The sequence below is a fragment of the Winogradskya humida genome, from assembly GCF_016862215.1.
Classification (GTDB): Bacteria; Actinomycetota; Actinomycetes; order Mycobacteriales; family Micromonosporaceae; genus Actinoplanes; species Actinoplanes humidus.
On sequence record NZ_BOMN01000041.1, the window covers coordinates 212,163 to 227,795 of the forward strand.

The window sequence follows — 15,633 nt, forward strand, 5'->3', positions numbered from 1 at the left end:
CGTGGCGATCGTGCTGGGACCCAACCGGTACGGCAAGGCGGAGAACCGGCTCGTGCGGGTCACCCGGGACGGCGACAGGCACGTCCTGACAGATCTCAACGTCAGCGTCGCGCTCTCCGGCGATCTGGCGGCCACCCATCTGACCGGCGACAACGCCGGGGTGCTGCCGACCGACACCATGAAGAACACGGTGTACGCGTTCGCGCGTGAGCACGGTGTCACCACGCCGGAGGAGTTCGGGTTGCTGCTGGGCCGGCATTTCGTGTCGACGCAGCCCCAGGTCGCGCATGCCCGGATCCGGCTCGAGTCGTTCGGCTGGGAGCGGATCGGCCCGCACTCGTTCCGGCGCGCCGGTGACTTCGTCCGCACGGCGACGGTCGACGTGGCTGCCTCCGGCGAGGTCCAGGTCGTTTCCGGCATCTCCGACCTGACGCTGATGAACACCACGGACTCTGAGTTCCACGGATTCCCGCGAGACCGCTACACGACATTGTCCGAGGCCACCGATCGGATTCTGGCCACGGTGGTCAACGCCTCCTGGCGGCACACATCGGATATCTCGGCATTTGAGGAAGTCAAGAACTCCCTGGTCAACGCGTTCGTCACCACCTACAGCTATTCGCTGCAGCAGACGCTGTATGCGATGGGTAAGCGGGTGCTCGCCGACCACGACGGGGTCGCCGAGATCCGGCTCGCGCTGCCCAACAAGCACCACTACCTCGTCGACCTGTCGCCGTTCGACCTGGAGAACCCGGGCGAGGTGTTCATCGCGGGGGACCGGCCCTACGGGCTGATCGAGGGCACCGTGACCCGTGACGACGCACCCCCGGCTCTGGTGGAGTGGTACCTGTGATCATCATTTCGAACGTCACCGTCGCGACCGTTGATCCTGCGGGCACCGAATACAGCGACGGGCATGTCGTGGTCGGTGACGACGGCCGGATCGCGGCGGTCGGTGCCGGCTCCTATGCGGGCGCGGCCGAGGGCGCGCAGCGGGTCGACGGCACGGGCTGCCTGATCACTCCCGGTCTGGTCAACACGCACCACCACCTCTACCAGTGGGCGACCCGCGGGCTGGCCCAGGACGACACGCTGTTCGGCTGGCTGACCACGCTCTATCCGATCTGGGGCCGCATCGACGCCGAGGTCGTGGGCGCCGCGGCCGCGGCTGCGCTGGGCTGGCTGGCGCTGTCCGGCTGCACGACCAGCATGGATCACCACTACGTCTTCCCTCGTGACGGCGGCGACGTCCTCGAGGCCGAGATCCTGGCGGCGCGCGAGATCGGGCTGCGCTTCCACCCGACGCGCGGCTCGATGGACCTCGGGCGGTCCCAGGGCGGGCTCCCGCCGGACAATGTCGTCGAGGACACCGACGAGGCGCTCGCCGCGACCGAGGCGGCCATCGACCGGTGGCACGACCCGTCGCCGGAGTCGATGCTGCGGATCGGGGTGTCGCCGTGCTCCCCGTTCTCGGTGACGCAGAAGCTGATGACCGAGGCGGCGGCGCTGGCCCGGCGCAAGGGCGTGCGGCTGCACACCCATCTCGCGGAGACCGACGACGAGGACGACTTCTGCCAGGAGAAGTTCGGGTGCACGCCCGTCGAATACGCCGAACGGCTGGGCTGGCTCGGGGACGACGTGTGGCTGGCTCACGGCGTACACCTGGATGATGCGTCCGTGGCGAAGCTCGCCGCGACCGGGACGGGGGTGGCGCACTGCCCGAGCTCCAACGCGCGGCTCGGGGCCGGGCTCGCCCGGGTGCGTGACCTGCTCGACGCGGGGGTGCCGGTGGGGCTCGGGGTCGACGGCTCGGCGTCGCAGGAGGCCGCCCACCTGGGCGAGGAGCTGCGGCAGGCGCTGTACGTCGCCCGGCTGCGCGGTGGCCCCACGGCGCTGACCGCCCGCGAGTCGCTGCGGCTCGGCACGCTGGGCGGCGCGCGACTGCTCGGGCGCCAGGACGACATCGGCAGCATCGAGGTGGGTAAGCTTGCGGATCTCGTGCTCTGGCGCCTCGACGGGCTCGGTCACGCGGGCATCGACGACAAGGTCGCGGCGCTGGTCCTCGGCCCGGCGGCCCCCGTCGAGCTGGCTCTCGTGGCGGGCCGGCCGGTGGTCTCGCGCGGCGAGCTCGTGAACGCCGACGCTGCGGTGCTCGCTCAGCGCGCTCAACGCGTACACGAGCAGCTCTTAAGGAAGATTTAAGGAACTCGGCCGGAGAAAATGTTATCGATTGCGCGCGGCGCGGCGACCAGCAACGCCATTTCCGGCCGTTCTTAATTCTTCTTCCGCGAGTTGAAACAAGTGCTCTGACCTCTGCATACTCCCTTTCGGAAACGCCTAGTCGTGCAGACCCGAAGGACAGTTAATGCGGAATACGCCCGCGCATGTCGCGCCCCAGGACCCGGTCAAGAAGCGCCGCCGCATCACTCGCATCACGCTGGCGTCCGCGGTGGTCGCGGCGCTCGGCGGCAGCGGCATCTACATCGCCGCGGCGAGCGCGGACGAGGTCGTCGTCCCCGGCCGCGTGCAGGCCGAGGCGTTCACCGCCCAGTCCGGCGCCCAGACCGAGGGCACCGGCGACGCCGACGGCGGCAAGAACGTCGGCTGGCTGAGCAACGGCGACTGGCTGAAGTACGACAACGTGTCGATCACCAGCGCCGACCTGAGCGCCCGGATCGCCTCGCAGAACACCGAGGGCGGCTCGATCGAGCTGCACCTCGGCACCCAGACCGGCACACTGCTCGCGACGTTCCCCGTGGCGTCGACCGGCGGCTGGCAGAGCTGGAAGACGGTCACTGCGAAAGCGGCGAGCGTGCCCACCGGCAAGCAGACCGTCTTCGCCGTGATGAAGTCCGCGTCGCGCTCCGACTTCGTGAACGTCAACTGGTTCACCTTCGGAACCGCCGCAGCGCCGTCTCCCTCAACCTCAGCCACAACAAAGCCGTCAACATCCCCCTCGGCGTCCCCGTCCCCCTCGGCCTCAGCAGGCACCCCGAGTGGCGACGGCTGGGTGACGATGGACCAGGCGGCGTGGCAGAAGCAGCTCGCCGACTTCAACGCGCTGAAGCAGAACACCAACGTCCCCAGCAACAACGTCCGGGTGCCGGAGTTCAACGCCTCCTGCACGCTCAGCCACTCGGCCAAGGACGACGCCATCGTCTTCCCGAACATGCCGGGCGCCTCGCACATGCACACGTTCCTGGGCAACAACAGCACCGACGCCGCCACGACGCTCCAGTCGCTGATGGCCAACACCAGCTCCAGCTGCAAGCCGGCCGACGACCACTCGGCGTACTGGATCCCCCAGATGCAGGAGGCCGACGGCACGCCGGTCGAGCTCGAGGGCGTGACCGTGTACTACGGCTCGCGGCTCAAGGACACCACCAAGACCATGCCGTTCCCGCAGGGCTTCCGCATGATCCAGGGTGACGCGAAGAAGCAGATCGACACCCCCGACGGCGCCCCCGGCCAGTTCTGGTGCGCCGGAGCCGGTGGCCAGACCGGCCGCAGCACCGACGGCAACTGGCCGGTCTGCGCGAGCACGGCGAACCTCACCTTCCAGCTGACGTTCCCGGACTGCTGGGACGGCGTGCACCTGGACAGCCCCGACCACAAGTCGCACGTCGGCCCGACCGGCCCGGACGGCACCTGCGCCAGCGGCAAGTTCCCGGTCGCGATCCCGTCGCTGTCGTTCGTCATCGGCTACAAGAACCACGGCAGCAAGGCCGGCATGAAGCTCTCGTCCGGCAACGCCTCGTCGATGCACGGCGACGCGTTCTTCGCCTGGGAGAACGACGCCCTGGGCAGCCGCGTCAAGAACTGCATCTGGCAGAAGGCCAAGTGCAACAGCGAGGGCGGCTTCTGACGAATCCCCCGTCAGAAGACAGGTAGGAAAGCAGTGGCCCCCGTTTCCCCGCGGGGGCCACTGCCCGTTCCGGGACCGATACGGTACGGGGGAAGTCTTCTTGGAGGGAGTCGTCACCCGTGCCCGAGATCCTGTCCCCCGAAGCCATTGCTTTTGTCACCGACCTCACCAGGCGGTTCCGGCCACGCCGCGATGAGCTGCTCGCCGCCCGCGCCGCCCGCCGCGCCGAGATAGCCGCCGGGGGCACGCTCGACTTCCTGCCCGGGACAGCGGAGATCCGCGCCGGCGACTGGACGGTCCCCGCCGCCCCGGCCGACCTGAGCGACCGCCGCGTCGAGATCACCGGGCCGACCGAGCGCAAGATGACCATCAACGCGCTCAACTCCGGTGCCAAGGTGTGGCTGGCCGACCTCGAGGACGCCAACACCCCGCACTGGGACAACGTCGTCGGCGGCCAGCAGAACCTCTACGACGCGATCCGGCGTACGGTCTCGCTCAAGACCGACACCAAGACGTACGAGCTGGGCGAAGGGCCGTATCCGACGATCGTGATGCGCCCGCGCGGCTGGCACCTCGACGAGCGGCACCTGCAGGTCGACGACGCCCCGGCCGTGGGCGCGCTGGTCGACTTCGGGCTCTACTTCTTTCACAACGCCGCCGAGCTCGTCGCCCGGGGCAGCGGACCGTACTTCTACCTGCCCAAGATGGAGTCGCATCGCGAGGCGGCCCTCTGGAACGACGTCTTCACCTACGCGCAGGAGACGCTCGGCATCCCGGTCGGCACGATCCGGGCCACCGTGCTGATCGAGACGATCCCCGCCGCGTTCGAGATGGACGAGATCCTCTGGGCGCTGCGCCCGCACATCGCCGGGCTCAACGCCGGCCGCTGGGACTACCTGTTCAGCATCATCAAGTACTTCCGCGACAACCCCGCGATGGTGCTGCCCGACCGGGCCGCGGTGACGATGACCGCGCCGTTCATGCGCGCCTACACCGAGCTGCTGGTCTCGACCTGCCACCGCCGGGGCGCGTTCGCGATGGGTGGCATGGCAGCGTTCATCCCCAGCCGCCGCGACCCGGCCGTCAACGAGGTCGCGTTCGCCAAGGTGCGCGAGGACAAGGAACGCGAGGCGGGGGACGGCTTCGACGGCTCGTGGGTCGCGCACCCCGACCTGGTCCCGCTCTGTTTCGCCGCTTTCCAGAACACCAACCAGCTTGACCGTACGCGTGAAGACGTCACCGTCACCGCCGCGCAACTGCTCGACGTGGCCTCGCTCGGCGCCGTGGTGACCGAGGCCGGCCTGCGCTCCAACGTGTCCGTGGCCCTGCAGTACCTCGAGGCGTGGCTGCGGGGCAACGGCGCGGTCGCGATCAACAACCTGATGGAGGACGCCGCCACCGCCGAGATCTCCCGTTCCCAGGTCTGGCAGTGGATCCACAACGGCGTGCTGCTCGACGACGGCACCCCGATCACCGCCGAGCTCGTCGCCCGGCTCGAGGACGAGGAGCTCCGCAAGATCGACCAGCCTGCGGGCAACCGCTTCGACGAGGCCCGCAAACTCTTCGAACGGGTCGCGCTGGCGGACGACTTCGCCGACTTCCTGACCACCGCCGCCTACGACTCGATCGACTGACCGTGCGGCTCAGCGACGACGACTACGCGATCATCGACGATCGGCTCGCCGGTCACGACGCGTTCCTGCGCTCGCGGTACCCCGGGGAGCGCTCCGGCCGGCAGCCGGTGCACACCGTCTACGTCCCGGCCGACCGGATCACCGGGTTCCGCGACTGGGGGACGCAGGCACTCGCCGCGCTCGACGAGCACCCACCGGTCCCGTTCCCGGCCGCGCTCGAGGAGCGGGTGCGCGCCAAACTGACCGCCGAGCCGATCGAGGACCTGCGCGTCGACTTCGAGGACGGGTACGGCGTCCGCGACGACGAGCAGGAGGACGCCGCCGTCAAACAGGCGGCCGCGGTGCTGCTCGACGGGGTGCGGCCGCCGTTCGTGGGGATCCGGATCAAGTCATTGGAGGCGCCGACGCGGCATCGCGCACTGCGTACCCTCGACCTCTGGCTCTCGCTCTACCCCGAGCCGTTCGTGGTGACGCTGCCCAAGGTCAGCGGCCCCGACCAGGTCGAGGCGATGGCCGAGCTGTGCGAGAAGCTCGAGACGGTGCACGGGCTGCCGACCGGGTCGCTGCGCTTCGAGATCCAGATCGAGCTCCCGTCGGCGGTGCTCGGCGCGGACGGCACGGCGACCGTGGCCCGGCTCATCACCGCGGCTGCCGGGCGGTGCACCGGGCTGCACTACGGAACGTACGACTACAGCGCGGCGGCCGGCGTCGCGGCGGCCCACCAGGCCATGGACCACCCCGTGGCCGATTACGCCAAGGCGGTCATCCAGGCGGCGGCTGCCGGCACGGGCGTACGCCTCTCCGACGGCTCCACCAACGTCCTGCCCGTCGGCACCGACGTCGCGGTCCACGAGGCGTGGGCCCTGCACCACCGGCTCGTGCGCCGCTCCCTGGAACGCGGCTTCTACCAGGGCTGGGACCTGCACCCGGCCCAGCTGCCGACCCGGTTCGCGGCGACGTACGCGTTCTTCGCCGACGGCATGGACGCCGCGGTCCTGCGCCTGCGCCGCTACCTCGACCGCCAGTCCGGCGGCATCCTCGACGAACCGGCCACGGCCCGCGCGCTGGCGGGATACCTTCTACGTGGCCTCGATTGCGGCGCGTTGTCCACGGGCGCGGTGGGCTTCAGCCGCTCGGAGCTGGTCACGCTCGCGTCGACCTATTAACTCCCGCAGTTGCCGGGCCGGCTTCGCTTGACGTAGCCGCCCGGCAACGCAGGGGCATTAGTGTGATGGTCATGGTCGATCTCGTGGTGCGGTCCCGCCGCGCCGTCACCCCCGACGGCGAACGCCCGGCCGCCGTCTCGGTCCAGGCCGGAAAAATCACTGCCATTGATCCGTACGATGCAGAGCTCACCGCCGTAGCGGACGTTGACCTCGGGGACGTGGCGTTGCTGCCCGGCCTCGTCGACACGCACGTGCACGTCAACGAGCCCGGGCGTACGGAATGGGAAGGGTTCGCCAGCGCGACCCGGGCAGCAGCCGCGGGCGGCGTCACCGCCATCGTGGACATGCCGCTGAACAGCCTGCCACCCACCGTCACCGCCGAAGCCCTCGAGATCAAACAGGCCGCGGCCGTAGGGCAGATCCACGTCGACGTCGGATTCTGGGGCGGCGCGATCCCGGGCAACGCCGGCGACCTCCCGGCCCTGCACGCCGCCGGGGTGTACGGCTTCAAGGCGTTCCTCGCCGACTCAGGCGTCCCCGAATTCCCGCCCCTGGACGCGGACCAGCTCGCCGAGGCGCTGGCCGCCGTCGACGCGCAGTTCGTGATCCACGCCGAGGATCCCGATCACCTTCGGGAAGCGGTCAGCTCCCCGGCGTACGGTCAATTTCTGGATTCTCGCCCACCGGAAGCGGAGCATGCGGCCGTGGCCACCGCCATCGCCGCGGGCCGCCGGGCCCGAGCGCGCGTCCACATCCTGCATCTCTCCGCCGCGACCGCGTTGCCGTTGATCGCCGCGGCGAAGGCCGAGGGCCTGCGGGTGACCGCCGAGACCTGCCCGCACTACCTGACGCTCGACGCAGCGGAGATCCCCGAGGGCGCCACCGAGTTCAAATGCTGCCCGCCGATCCGCGACTCGGCCAACCGCGACCAGCTCTGGGCCGCGCTCGCCGACGGCGTGATCACCTGCGTGGTCAGCGACCACTCGCCGTGCACCCCCGACCTGAAACGCCAGGACAGCGGCGACTTCGCGGCCGCCTGGGGTGGCATCGCCTCGGTCCAGCTCGGGCTGCCGGTGATCTGGACAGCCGCCCGCACCCGCGGCCACAGCCTCGCCGACGTCGTCGACTGGATGGCCCGGCGCCCCGCCGACCTCGTCGGACTCACCACCAAGGGCCGGCTCGCCGTCGGCGCCGACGCCGACCTCGTCGCGTTCGACCCGGACGACACCTTCACGGTCGATCCGGCGGCACTGCACCACCGCAACCCCGTCACCCCGTACGCCGGGAAGACCCTCACCGGAGTGGTCCGCACCACCTGGCTGCGGGGACAGACGGTCACCGGAGAGGCCCCGCAGGGTCGCTTCCTCAGCCGGAAGGACTCCTGATGGAAGAATTCACGCTCCTGCCCGACCTCGCGTCGCGCACCTTCGGCGGCGGGATCATCCACGCCAACGACGAGTTCTTCGCCGCCGCGGACCATCTGGTCGAGCCCGCCTCCCCGGTCTTCGCGCCCCGCACGTTCGGGCAGAAGGGCCAGGTGTACGACGGGTGGGAGACGCGCCGCCGTCGTGAACCCGGCTACGACACGGTGATCGTGCGGCTCGGCGCGCCCGGTGTCGTTCACGGGATCGACATCGACACGGCGTTCTTCACGGGCAACTACCCGCCGTACGCGTCGGTCGAGGGCGCTGCGCTGGACGGCTATCCCGACGCCGCCCAGCTTCTTGAGGCTGACTGGACGCCGCTCGTTCCGCGCTCGGCGCTGTCCGGTGACAGCCAGAACCTGTTCCCGGTCGACTCGCGGCAACGGTTCACCCACGTGCGCCTCAACATCTACCCCGACGGCGGGGTGGCGCGGCTGCGCGTACACGGCGAGGTCGTCCCCGACCCGCGCCTCCTCCCCGCGATCTTCGACGTCGCCGCCGCCGAACACGGCGCCCGCATCGCCAGCTGCAGCAACATGTTCTACGGCCACCCCCAAAATATGATCAACCCGGGCCTCGCCCGCTCCATGGGCGACGGCTGGGAAACCTCCCGCCGCCGCGACGACGGCAACGACTGGGTCCTCGTCCAGCTGGCCGCCCCCGCCATCATCGAACTGGCCGAACTCGACACCAGCCACTTCAAGGGCAACGCCCCCGGCAGCGCCACCCTCCGCGGCATCGACGGCCGAGTAGGCCTCCTCGACGACCCCGACGACTGGTTCGACCTCCTACCCCAGATCCGCCTCAGCCCCGACACCCGCCACCGCTTCCCCATCCCCGTCGTCCCCGTCGCCACCCACGTCCGCCTCGACATCTACCCCGACGGCGGCATGGCCCGCCTCCGCCTCCACGCCCGCCCCGACGCCGCCGTCCTCCGAGCCCGCTACGAAGCCACCACATGACCGCCCCCACCACCCGTCCTCCCCGCGCGCCCTCCAGGCCGTTCTCCCCAGGCCGTTCTCCCCAGGCCGTTCTTCATGGGTTTCTTTTCTTGGGCCGTTCTTCGCGGGTCGTTTTTTCGGGCCGGTCATCACGGGCGGTTTTCCTGGGCTGTTCTCTCTCGGCCGTTGCCTTGGGTTGTTCTCCTTGGGTCCGCTCTTCCCGGGTGGATCTCCTCGGGCCGTCGCCCTGGGTCGTTCTCTCGCGGCCGTTCCTCCCGGCCCATTTCGGTCCGTTTGCCGATTGGGCCACGCTTCGTGATCGGGTCCGCTTCGCGATTGGGCCACGCTTCGTGATCGGGTCCGCTTCGTGATCGGGCCACGCTTCGTGATCGGGTCCGCTTCGTGACCGGGTCCGCCGGCGTGCGCTTCGGTAACCACTTCGGGGCCATCTCATGATCACTACCGCCCGGCTGCTCTCCCGTACATGCTTCGAGGTCGCCTCGTGATCACCACCGACCGGCTGCACTTCCGGCAGATGACCCCCGGCGATCTCGACGACATGGCGGCGCTGCTCGGCTCGCCGGAGGTCATGCTCTACTACCCCAGGCCCCGCACCCGCGCCGAAGCCCAGCACTGGATCGACTGGAACCTCGGCCTCTACGCCGAGCACGGCTTCGGACTGTGGATCCTGTCGCTACGCTCAAGCGGCGAGTTCGTGGGGGACTGCGGCCTGACCTATCAGCAGGTGGACGGAGTCACCGAACTGGAGATCGGCTACCATGTACGAGCCGACCTCCAGGGCCTCGGCCTCGCCACAGAAGCCGCCTCAGCCGTCCGTGACCACGCGCGCGACACCCTCCACGCTCCCCGCCTCACCGCGATCATCAACCCGGCCAACACCCCCTCCCAGCGAGTCGCCACAAAGATCGGCCTCAAGCTCGAAAAACGCTCCACAACAGATCAACTGATCTTCGCCACCTCCTTCACCTGAGCTGCCACCTCGCTGTGCCCCCTTGGCCTGAGTGCCGGCTCGCTGTGCCGCCTTGGCCTTAGTGCCGGCTCGCCGTGCCCCTTCACGTGAGCTGCCAGCTCGTCGGCGTCCAGAGTGGATACCGCGGGTCGGGCGTCCGGGACAGCGTTATCTGCCAGGCCTGCATCGGGGGGCGCCCTGCCGACTCCCACCGGGCGACGATCTCGTTGGCCTGCTCGGTGCAGCGCCCGGCCTCGGGGCCGCCGGCCAGAATCGAGCCGTCGGGGAGGATCGCCGCTCCGCCCGTACCCGTGGAATCCAGTAGGGCGACGGCGTTCTGCCGATGATCGGGCAGGGCGGCGTGGGTTGCCCGGGTGCTCCAGATGCCGGCCGCGTACCAGAGGTCCCGGTAGCGCAGAGAGGTCAGCGGTTCGGCCCACCGTGGTGGGGTTGCCGCTTCCAGGTCAGTGAGGGCCGCGGTCGGCGCCGGATGACTGGTGCTGTGACGGGCGGTCAACGGACCCGCGGCCGTCATGAAGCCCGACGGGCAGATCACGGAGCCCGTCACCGGCCCGTCGGCGGTGCCGGTGACGGCCAGGACCGGGTGGGTGCCGGCATGCTCCACGGGTGCAACGACCAGACCAGGCCGGGACTGTGACAACCAGTGCGGGGAGATGCCCGCCACCCCGACCGTGACGATCACCCGGTCGAAGTCCGGACCCGCGTCGAGGTAGCCGTCGCCGACGAGAAGCCGGACGTCCTGAACACCGGCCAGGCTCAGCGCATCCCTCGCCTGGGCAGCGACGTCGGGCTGAACATCCACACTGGTCACCGAGGCACCCAGGCTGCTGAGCAATGCCGCGTTGTACCCCGTGCCGGTGCCGATCTCCAGCACCCGATCGCCCGGCTGGACCTCCAGGGCCGTCAGCATGATCGCCATCAGGGAGGGCTGGCTGGAGGAGCTGACCGGCAACCCGTCCGCCAGCTTCGTGACGAGGACATTGTCGCTGTAGACCGTCTGAAGAAAGCCGGGCATTCCCGGAGTCGCCCACTTGCCGTCCCGGCGCTGGAACCCGCCGCCCACGAACGCCTCGCGAGGAACGGCCCCGAACGCGTCCGCGAGCGCCGGTGACAGCGGACCGCTTTCCCGTTCGATCTCCGCCACGAAACGGCGCCGCAGGTCAGCCATGGTCTGCACGGGGAGTGGGCCGCGTGGCGTCGACCGCGGCCCGCAGCAGCTCCGGAACGTCGGACTCGTGATAGGGCCGCTCGGACTCCTCGATGTGATCGATAAAGTCCTGGTAAAGCGCCGCCGAGGCAAGGGCCGCCACGGGCCGGATCAGCTCCAGCGCCGTCTCCGGATCAGACCCGGGCACAGCCGCCCGCCACCGCGCCGCCCACTCAGCAACCAACGACCCAGCAGGCAACTCCTGACCCAGCCGCACAATATCGAGCGCCGGATGCCCCACCGCCGAATCAGCCCAGTCAACAATCACCACCCCACCCGCAGCGCCCGGCCCGGCAGCGCCGGATCCCGTAGCGCCCGGTCCCGTAGCGGCGGAGCCCGTAGCGCCGGATCCTGCAGCGCCGGATCCTGCAGCGCCTGGCTCTGCAGCGCTTTGATCGGGAGTGGTGGGGGAGCGGACGTTGCCGGGGTGCAGGTCGCCGTGGATGAGGGTGTCGGGCAGGCCGCAGGCGGCGATCGCGGCGAGGCGGGCCGGTAGCTCGTCGAGCAGGTCGTCGAGGCCGTCGAGGTGGTCGAGCCAGGGCTCGGCGACTCGGGCGAAGCGGTCGTAGGCGAGCCGGCGGTCGGGGATGCCGGCGTCGAGCAGCGTGCCTATGTGGGTGGCGAAGTGTTCCTGGACCGGGTGGAAGGTGCGGGCGACCGCGGCGCAGAAGTCAGGGCCGGCGCCGTAGCGGTCCTCGCCGGGGGCGTGGGAGAGCAGGCTGCGGCCCGCGTCGCCGGTGGCCAGCACTGCGGGGACGAGGCCGGGGGCGATCTCGGCGACCAAGCGCAGCACGGCCGGCTCGTGGGCGGCAAAGATCGGAACCTGTTTGAGCCAGGCCGCCGGGGTGCCGCCGACGTCGATGCGCCAGATCGCGGAGAGATTCCAGGTGCGGATCTGCACCGCCGACGCGCCGCCGGGGCACAACGGCAATGCCCACCGCAGCGAGGCACCGGGACCACCGGGCACTGCCCACGGCGCCCGCAACGGAGACGGCTGAAGATCCACCTCATACGGTTTGAGAGCGACCCCGGCCCGGGCTTCACCAGCGCCGCCCCCGGCCCCGGCTTCACCAGCGCCGCCCCCGGCCCGGGCTTCACCAGCGCCGCCCCCGGCCCCGGCCGTGTGATCAAAGGGCTCGGCCGCGTCATCAAGGTGCTCGTCGATCTGGGCGAGGTAGGTGACCTCGCCGCCGGGTGGTGCGGGATGCCCGGCCGAGAGCAACCGCAGCACCGTGACCGCCAGCCCGTGCCGCTCGCGCACGGCCTCGGCCACATCGGCGGTCTCCTGCCACCACGGCAGCCCGAGCTCGAACGGCGGCAGCGAACCGAGGACGTTTCCGGACGTATCGGTGAGCACGAGCGTCACGATGCGGGTCACGCGAAGGACCGTAACGCGTGCGACGTTTTTGTGGCTGTCCCTGTGGATAACGTGGGGCGGTGGATACCTCGCAGGTCGGTTGCACCCTCGGTTTCGATGTGAGCGAGCCCGCGGAGATCGTGTTGCAGATCGCCGCTCAGAAGCCCCGGAACGAGTCGTTGACGGTCTCGACCGACGGGGGGCGCGTGCCCACGACGGAGATCGGGGGGCGTCAGCACATCGTGCACGCTCCGAAGGGGATCCTCACGGTCACCTACAGCGCGGAGATGCCGGCCGAGCAGCCCCGGCCCGAGGACGTCACCGACCTGGAACGCATCGTCGCCCTGCGTCCGAGCCGCTACTGCCCGTCCGATCGGCTCGGTGGCTTCGCGGCGAAACAATTTAATCAGGACAATACCGCGGATACCGTACGCGCAATAGCGGCCTGGGTCCACGACCACCTCGACTATGTCGTGGGCAGCAGCGGCCCGTCCACCGACGCGAGCGACACGCTGATGGACGGCCGCGGGGTGTGCCGCGACTACGCCCACCTGATGGCGACGTTGTGCCGCGCGAAGGACATCCCGGCCCGCGTGGCGGCTGTCTACGCCCCGGGCCTGTCGCCGATGGACTTCCACCTCGTGGTGGAGGCCGCGGTGCAGGGTCGCTGGACGGTCTGGGACTCGACCCGCCTGGCCCCTCGGCAGAGCCTGATCCGCATCGCCACCGGCCGCGACGCCGCGGACACCGCGTTCGCCACCACGATCTCCGGATATCTGCTGCTGCCCGAGCTGATGATCACGGCGGTGGCCGGCGGCTCCCTCCCTTACGACAACCACACCGACCTGGTCGAACTCCCCTGAAAGAGGTCACAGGACGCGGAAGTCGGTGACGAAGCTGGTGACCTCGCCGTCGGCGCCGCGGCCGATGAACGTGGCGTATGCGCCGTCTCCCCATCCCGTGCTGACCAGCAGAACGTTGGCCCCGCTGGCCTCGTGGGTGACCGCGTCGAGAGGGCTGGGTGCCGCCTCGATCACGGCCGGGATGTAGGCGTCCTCGAGACGCTCATAGGGCCAGCCCGCGAGGGCGGTGACGGCCTGCTCGTCAGCGAACGTGCCGGTGCCGGAGTCGACCGGATAGACCGGGAAGCCGTCCTCGTCGACGCTCGCCGGGTCGGGGACGGGGGGATCGGGCAGGCGGGCCGGCTCCCACGTGGTCGTGGGTTGATCGCGGATGACCAGCTGCAGGGCGGCCGTGCGTCTGTCGGACTCGACCGGGTTGCCGGGTGGCCCGAAACTGATCACGGCGACCCAGGCCCGCAGGGGGTAGCGGCCCGGCGTGACGGGAACGGTGAAGGGTGGCGAGTCGCCGGCGTAGACCAGCGGATCGCAGGCCACGACGCGTCCGGTGGGCAGCGTCACATCGCCGACCGGGACCATCGTGAGGTGGTAGTCATGGGTGTCGTCGGAGTGTCGTGCGCCCTCGCTCAGGAGCCGCCCCAGCAGCTCACCGATATCCACAGCCATACCCCGCACGCTATCCCCGACCACCGACAAAAACCGCCACCCCAGCCCCGGACCTACTGAGGAAAGGCATCCGGATCGACGTCGCTGGTGGTCGCATTGCCACCGACCACCGGCGTCAGCGTGATCGTCCAGATGGAGGACGTACGCGAGGTCGTGCTGAACTTGAACGTGTCGTCGAACTTGCTGAAGCCGCAGTCGCGCGTGAACCCCTTCTTCGCGGAGTTCCAGTCGGCGCCGGTCGCCGTGTAGATGCGGTAGGTACCGTCCTTGATGCCCTTGGCGGTGTAGGTCTTCCCGCCCCGGACGTACACCGTGAAGACCGTCTTCTTGCCCTTGACCAGCGAGACTGTGGTGTCGTCCCCGCCGTTCTCGATCTTCAGGTGACCGAGCCCGCCGGTGGAGGTCCGCTTGACGTACTTGCCGTTGCTGAGGCGGCGGTTCTGGTCCTTGGGCGCCGCCGGCAGGAACGTCCCGAACCTGTACTTGCCGTTGGCCGAGGTCAGCTTCTTCACGTCGGCGCGGATGCCGTCGGCCCAGCCCGATTGCAGCACCGACGCGTACGGTGATGCGGCCGGGCATTCCTGTTTGGTGCCCGCGGTCTCCTCGATGATGTCGCCGAAGCTTTCTAGCTGCTGCGCGAGATCCTCGTGGACGCTTTCGGCACCGGCCGGTGGCTCGCTGGCGCGCAGCTTGCCGGCCTCGTTGCGGATGCTGGCCGCCGCGGCCGGAGCGGCCTTCGCGAACGCCTTGTTGTCGCTGGTGTTGAGCTTGCCGAAGCTCGCCTTGATGGCGTTGTCGGAGCCGGTGAGCAGCGCGGCGTACTGCTCGGGGGTGCTCGGTGCCGTCGTGGTCGGCACGGTCGCCGGCGCGGTGGTGGTGCCCGTCGCGATGAGGGTGTCGGCGACCGGTTCCTCGTCGTCGTCCCCGCCGGAGAAGGCACCGATGACGCCGATGCAACCGGCCAAGAGGACCGCCGCGACGCCGAGCCCTATGAGCTGGTTACGCCGTCCGGACCGCTGCACGGCCACAGGCGGCCCCGCGAAAACGGGTGCGGGGGCAGGGAAAGGCAGCGTTACCCGTACGGTGACTGCGACCTTGCCGCTGGGTGAGTCGACCCACAGCACCGCGCCGTCGGTCGTACCCGGTGGCACCGTGATGTGCAGCGGCCCGTGGGTGGGCGACCAGAGTGATCTGACCGTGCCGGCCGCTGCTTCCGCCGGTGGAATTTCAATGGTTGCGCTGATGTATCCCGGCTCCCCCGTCATACCGAAAAGTATGAATGAGCACTGCCGGATCCCGCTGCCCGCTTTCCGTCACAAAGTGGGGACGCAAAGTGAGCGCGTGCATGCAACGCGACAAACTGGACCCTGGGTCAGCCCATGAACAGCATGGCCGCGACGCCGAGCAGGACGAGCATCAGCAGGCCGAGCAGCAGGCCACGCTCGGAGGAGTCGGTGGCGGGGGCGGTCGTGGTCATCGGCTCAGCGCTCATGGGATGTGTCCTTCGACGCGATGGCGGGCT

The 15,633-nt window shown here is 69.8% G+C and carries 13 protein-coding genes; 9 read left to right on the forward strand and 4 right to left on the reverse strand.

Annotated features, from left to right (window positions below; translation table 11 throughout):
• Nucleotide 1: 1 nt before the first annotated feature.
• From pucL to Ahu01nite_RS18295, 8 genes are all read left to right on the forward strand, one after another.
• Complete coding sequence (pucL, locus tag Ahu01nite_RS18260; RefSeq protein ID WP_203837735.1) at nucleotides 2–853, forward strand: factor-independent urate hydroxylase; 852 nt, start codon at nucleotides 2–4, stop codon at nucleotides 851–853.
• The gene (locus Ahu01nite_RS18265; protein ID WP_203837736.1) at nucleotides 850–2,202 is read left to right on the forward strand and encodes an 8-oxoguanine deaminase; all 1,353 of its coding nucleotides are present in this window, start codon (nucleotides 850–852) and stop codon (nucleotides 2,200–2,202) included. The genes pucL and Ahu01nite_RS18265 overlap by 4 nt, the downstream gene beginning before the upstream one ends.
• A gap of 163 nt (nucleotides 2,203–2,365) precedes the next feature.
• A complete protein-coding gene (locus Ahu01nite_RS18270; RefSeq protein WP_203837737.1) occupies nucleotides 2,366–3,865 on the forward strand; it encodes a DUF1996 domain-containing protein in 1,500 nt (499 codons plus the stop codon).
• A 119-nt stretch (nucleotides 3,866–3,984) separates the two neighbouring features.
• The gene (aceB, locus tag Ahu01nite_RS18275; RefSeq protein WP_203837738.1) at nucleotides 3,985–5,499 is read left to right on the forward strand and encodes a malate synthase A; all 1,515 of its coding nucleotides are present in this window, start codon (nucleotides 3,985–3,987) and stop codon (nucleotides 5,497–5,499) included.
• Nucleotides 5,500–5,501: 2 nt separating this feature from the next.
• The gene (locus Ahu01nite_RS18280; protein ID WP_203837739.1) at nucleotides 5,502–6,665 is read left to right on the forward strand and encodes a DUF6986 family protein; all 1,164 of its coding nucleotides are present in this window, start codon (nucleotides 5,502–5,504) and stop codon (nucleotides 6,663–6,665) included.
• A 71-nt stretch (nucleotides 6,666–6,736) separates the two neighbouring features.
• Nucleotides 6,737–8,050: an allantoinase AllB gene (gene allB / locus Ahu01nite_RS18285; protein WP_203837740.1), complete on the forward strand. Its 1,314-nt coding sequence runs from the start codon at nucleotides 6,737–6,739 to the stop codon at nucleotides 8,048–8,050.
• Entirely contained in the window at nucleotides 8,050–9,051 is a 1,002-nt protein-coding gene (gene alc, locus Ahu01nite_RS18290) for an allantoicase (protein WP_203837741.1), read from the forward strand. Before allB ends, alc begins: the two co-directional genes overlap by 1 nt.
• 481 nt (nucleotides 9,052–9,532) lie before the next feature.
• Nucleotides 9,533–10,021, forward strand: a complete 489-nt coding sequence (locus tag Ahu01nite_RS18295) for a GNAT family N-acetyltransferase (protein WP_239158937.1) — start codon at nucleotides 9,533–9,535, stop codon at nucleotides 10,019–10,021.
• Nucleotides 10,022–10,103: 82 nt separating this feature from the next.
• Here the strand turns inward: Ahu01nite_RS18295 and Ahu01nite_RS18300 are convergent, their stop codons facing one another.
• Together Ahu01nite_RS18300 and Ahu01nite_RS50430 are read right to left on the reverse strand one after the other, a co-directional pair.
• Entirely contained in the window at nucleotides 10,104–11,189 is a 1,086-nt protein-coding gene (locus Ahu01nite_RS18300) for a protein-L-isoaspartate O-methyltransferase family protein (protein ID WP_203837743.1), read from the reverse strand.
• The gene (locus Ahu01nite_RS50430) at nucleotides 11,182–12,606 is read right to left on the reverse strand and encodes a phosphotransferase (RefSeq protein ID WP_239158938.1); all 1,425 of its coding nucleotides are present in this window, start codon (nucleotides 12,604–12,606) and stop codon (nucleotides 11,182–11,184) included. Before Ahu01nite_RS50430 ends, Ahu01nite_RS18300 begins: the two co-directional genes overlap by 8 nt.
• A 59-nt stretch (nucleotides 12,607–12,665) precedes the next feature.
• On the opposite strand from Ahu01nite_RS50430, the gene Ahu01nite_RS18310 reads away from it, so the two are divergent.
• Nucleotides 12,666–13,448 carry a transglutaminase-like domain-containing protein gene (locus Ahu01nite_RS18310; RefSeq protein WP_203837744.1) on the forward strand — a complete coding sequence of 261 codons (783 nt, stop codon included), beginning with the start codon at nucleotides 12,666–12,668 and terminating at the stop codon, nucleotides 13,446–13,448.
• A 6-nt stretch (nucleotides 13,449–13,454) separates the two neighbouring features.
• On the opposite strand, the gene Ahu01nite_RS18315 is transcribed toward Ahu01nite_RS18310, so the two are convergent.
• Entirely contained in the window at nucleotides 13,455–14,111 is a 657-nt protein-coding gene (locus tag Ahu01nite_RS18315; protein ID WP_203837745.1) for a DUF4241 domain-containing protein, read from the reverse strand.
• 53 nt (nucleotides 14,112–14,164) lie between these two features.
• The gene (locus Ahu01nite_RS18320; protein WP_203837746.1) at nucleotides 14,165–15,376 is read right to left on the reverse strand and encodes a hypothetical protein; all 1,212 of its coding nucleotides are present in this window, start codon (nucleotides 15,374–15,376) and stop codon (nucleotides 14,165–14,167) included.
• Between the last annotated feature and the right edge of the window lie 257 nt (nucleotides 15,377–15,633).

Excerpts from the sequence above, each read along its gene's own strand:
- allB (WP_203837740.1), top strand. The coding sequence starts at position 6,737 with ATGGTCGATCTCGTGGTGCGGTCCCGCCGCGCCGTCACCCCCGACGGC.
- alc (WP_203837741.1), top strand. The coding sequence starts at position 8,050 with ATGGAAGAATTCACGCTCCTGCCCGACCTCGCGTCGCGCACCTTCGGC.
- Ahu01nite_RS18315 (WP_203837745.1), bottom strand. The coding sequence starts at position 14,111 with ATGGCTGTGGATATCGGTGAGCTGCTGGGGCGGCTCCTGAGCGAGGGC.
- Ahu01nite_RS18320 (WP_203837746.1), bottom strand. The coding sequence starts at position 15,376 with ATGACGGGGGAGCCGGGATACATCAGCGCAACCATTGAAATTCCACCG.
- Ahu01nite_RS18270 (WP_203837737.1), top strand. The coding sequence starts at position 2,366 with ATGCGGAATACGCCCGCGCATGTCGCGCCCCAGGACCCGGTCAAGAAG.
- Ahu01nite_RS18300 (WP_203837743.1), bottom strand. The coding sequence starts at position 11,189 with ATGGCTGACCTGCGGCGCCGTTTCGTGGCGGAGATCGAACGGGAAAGC.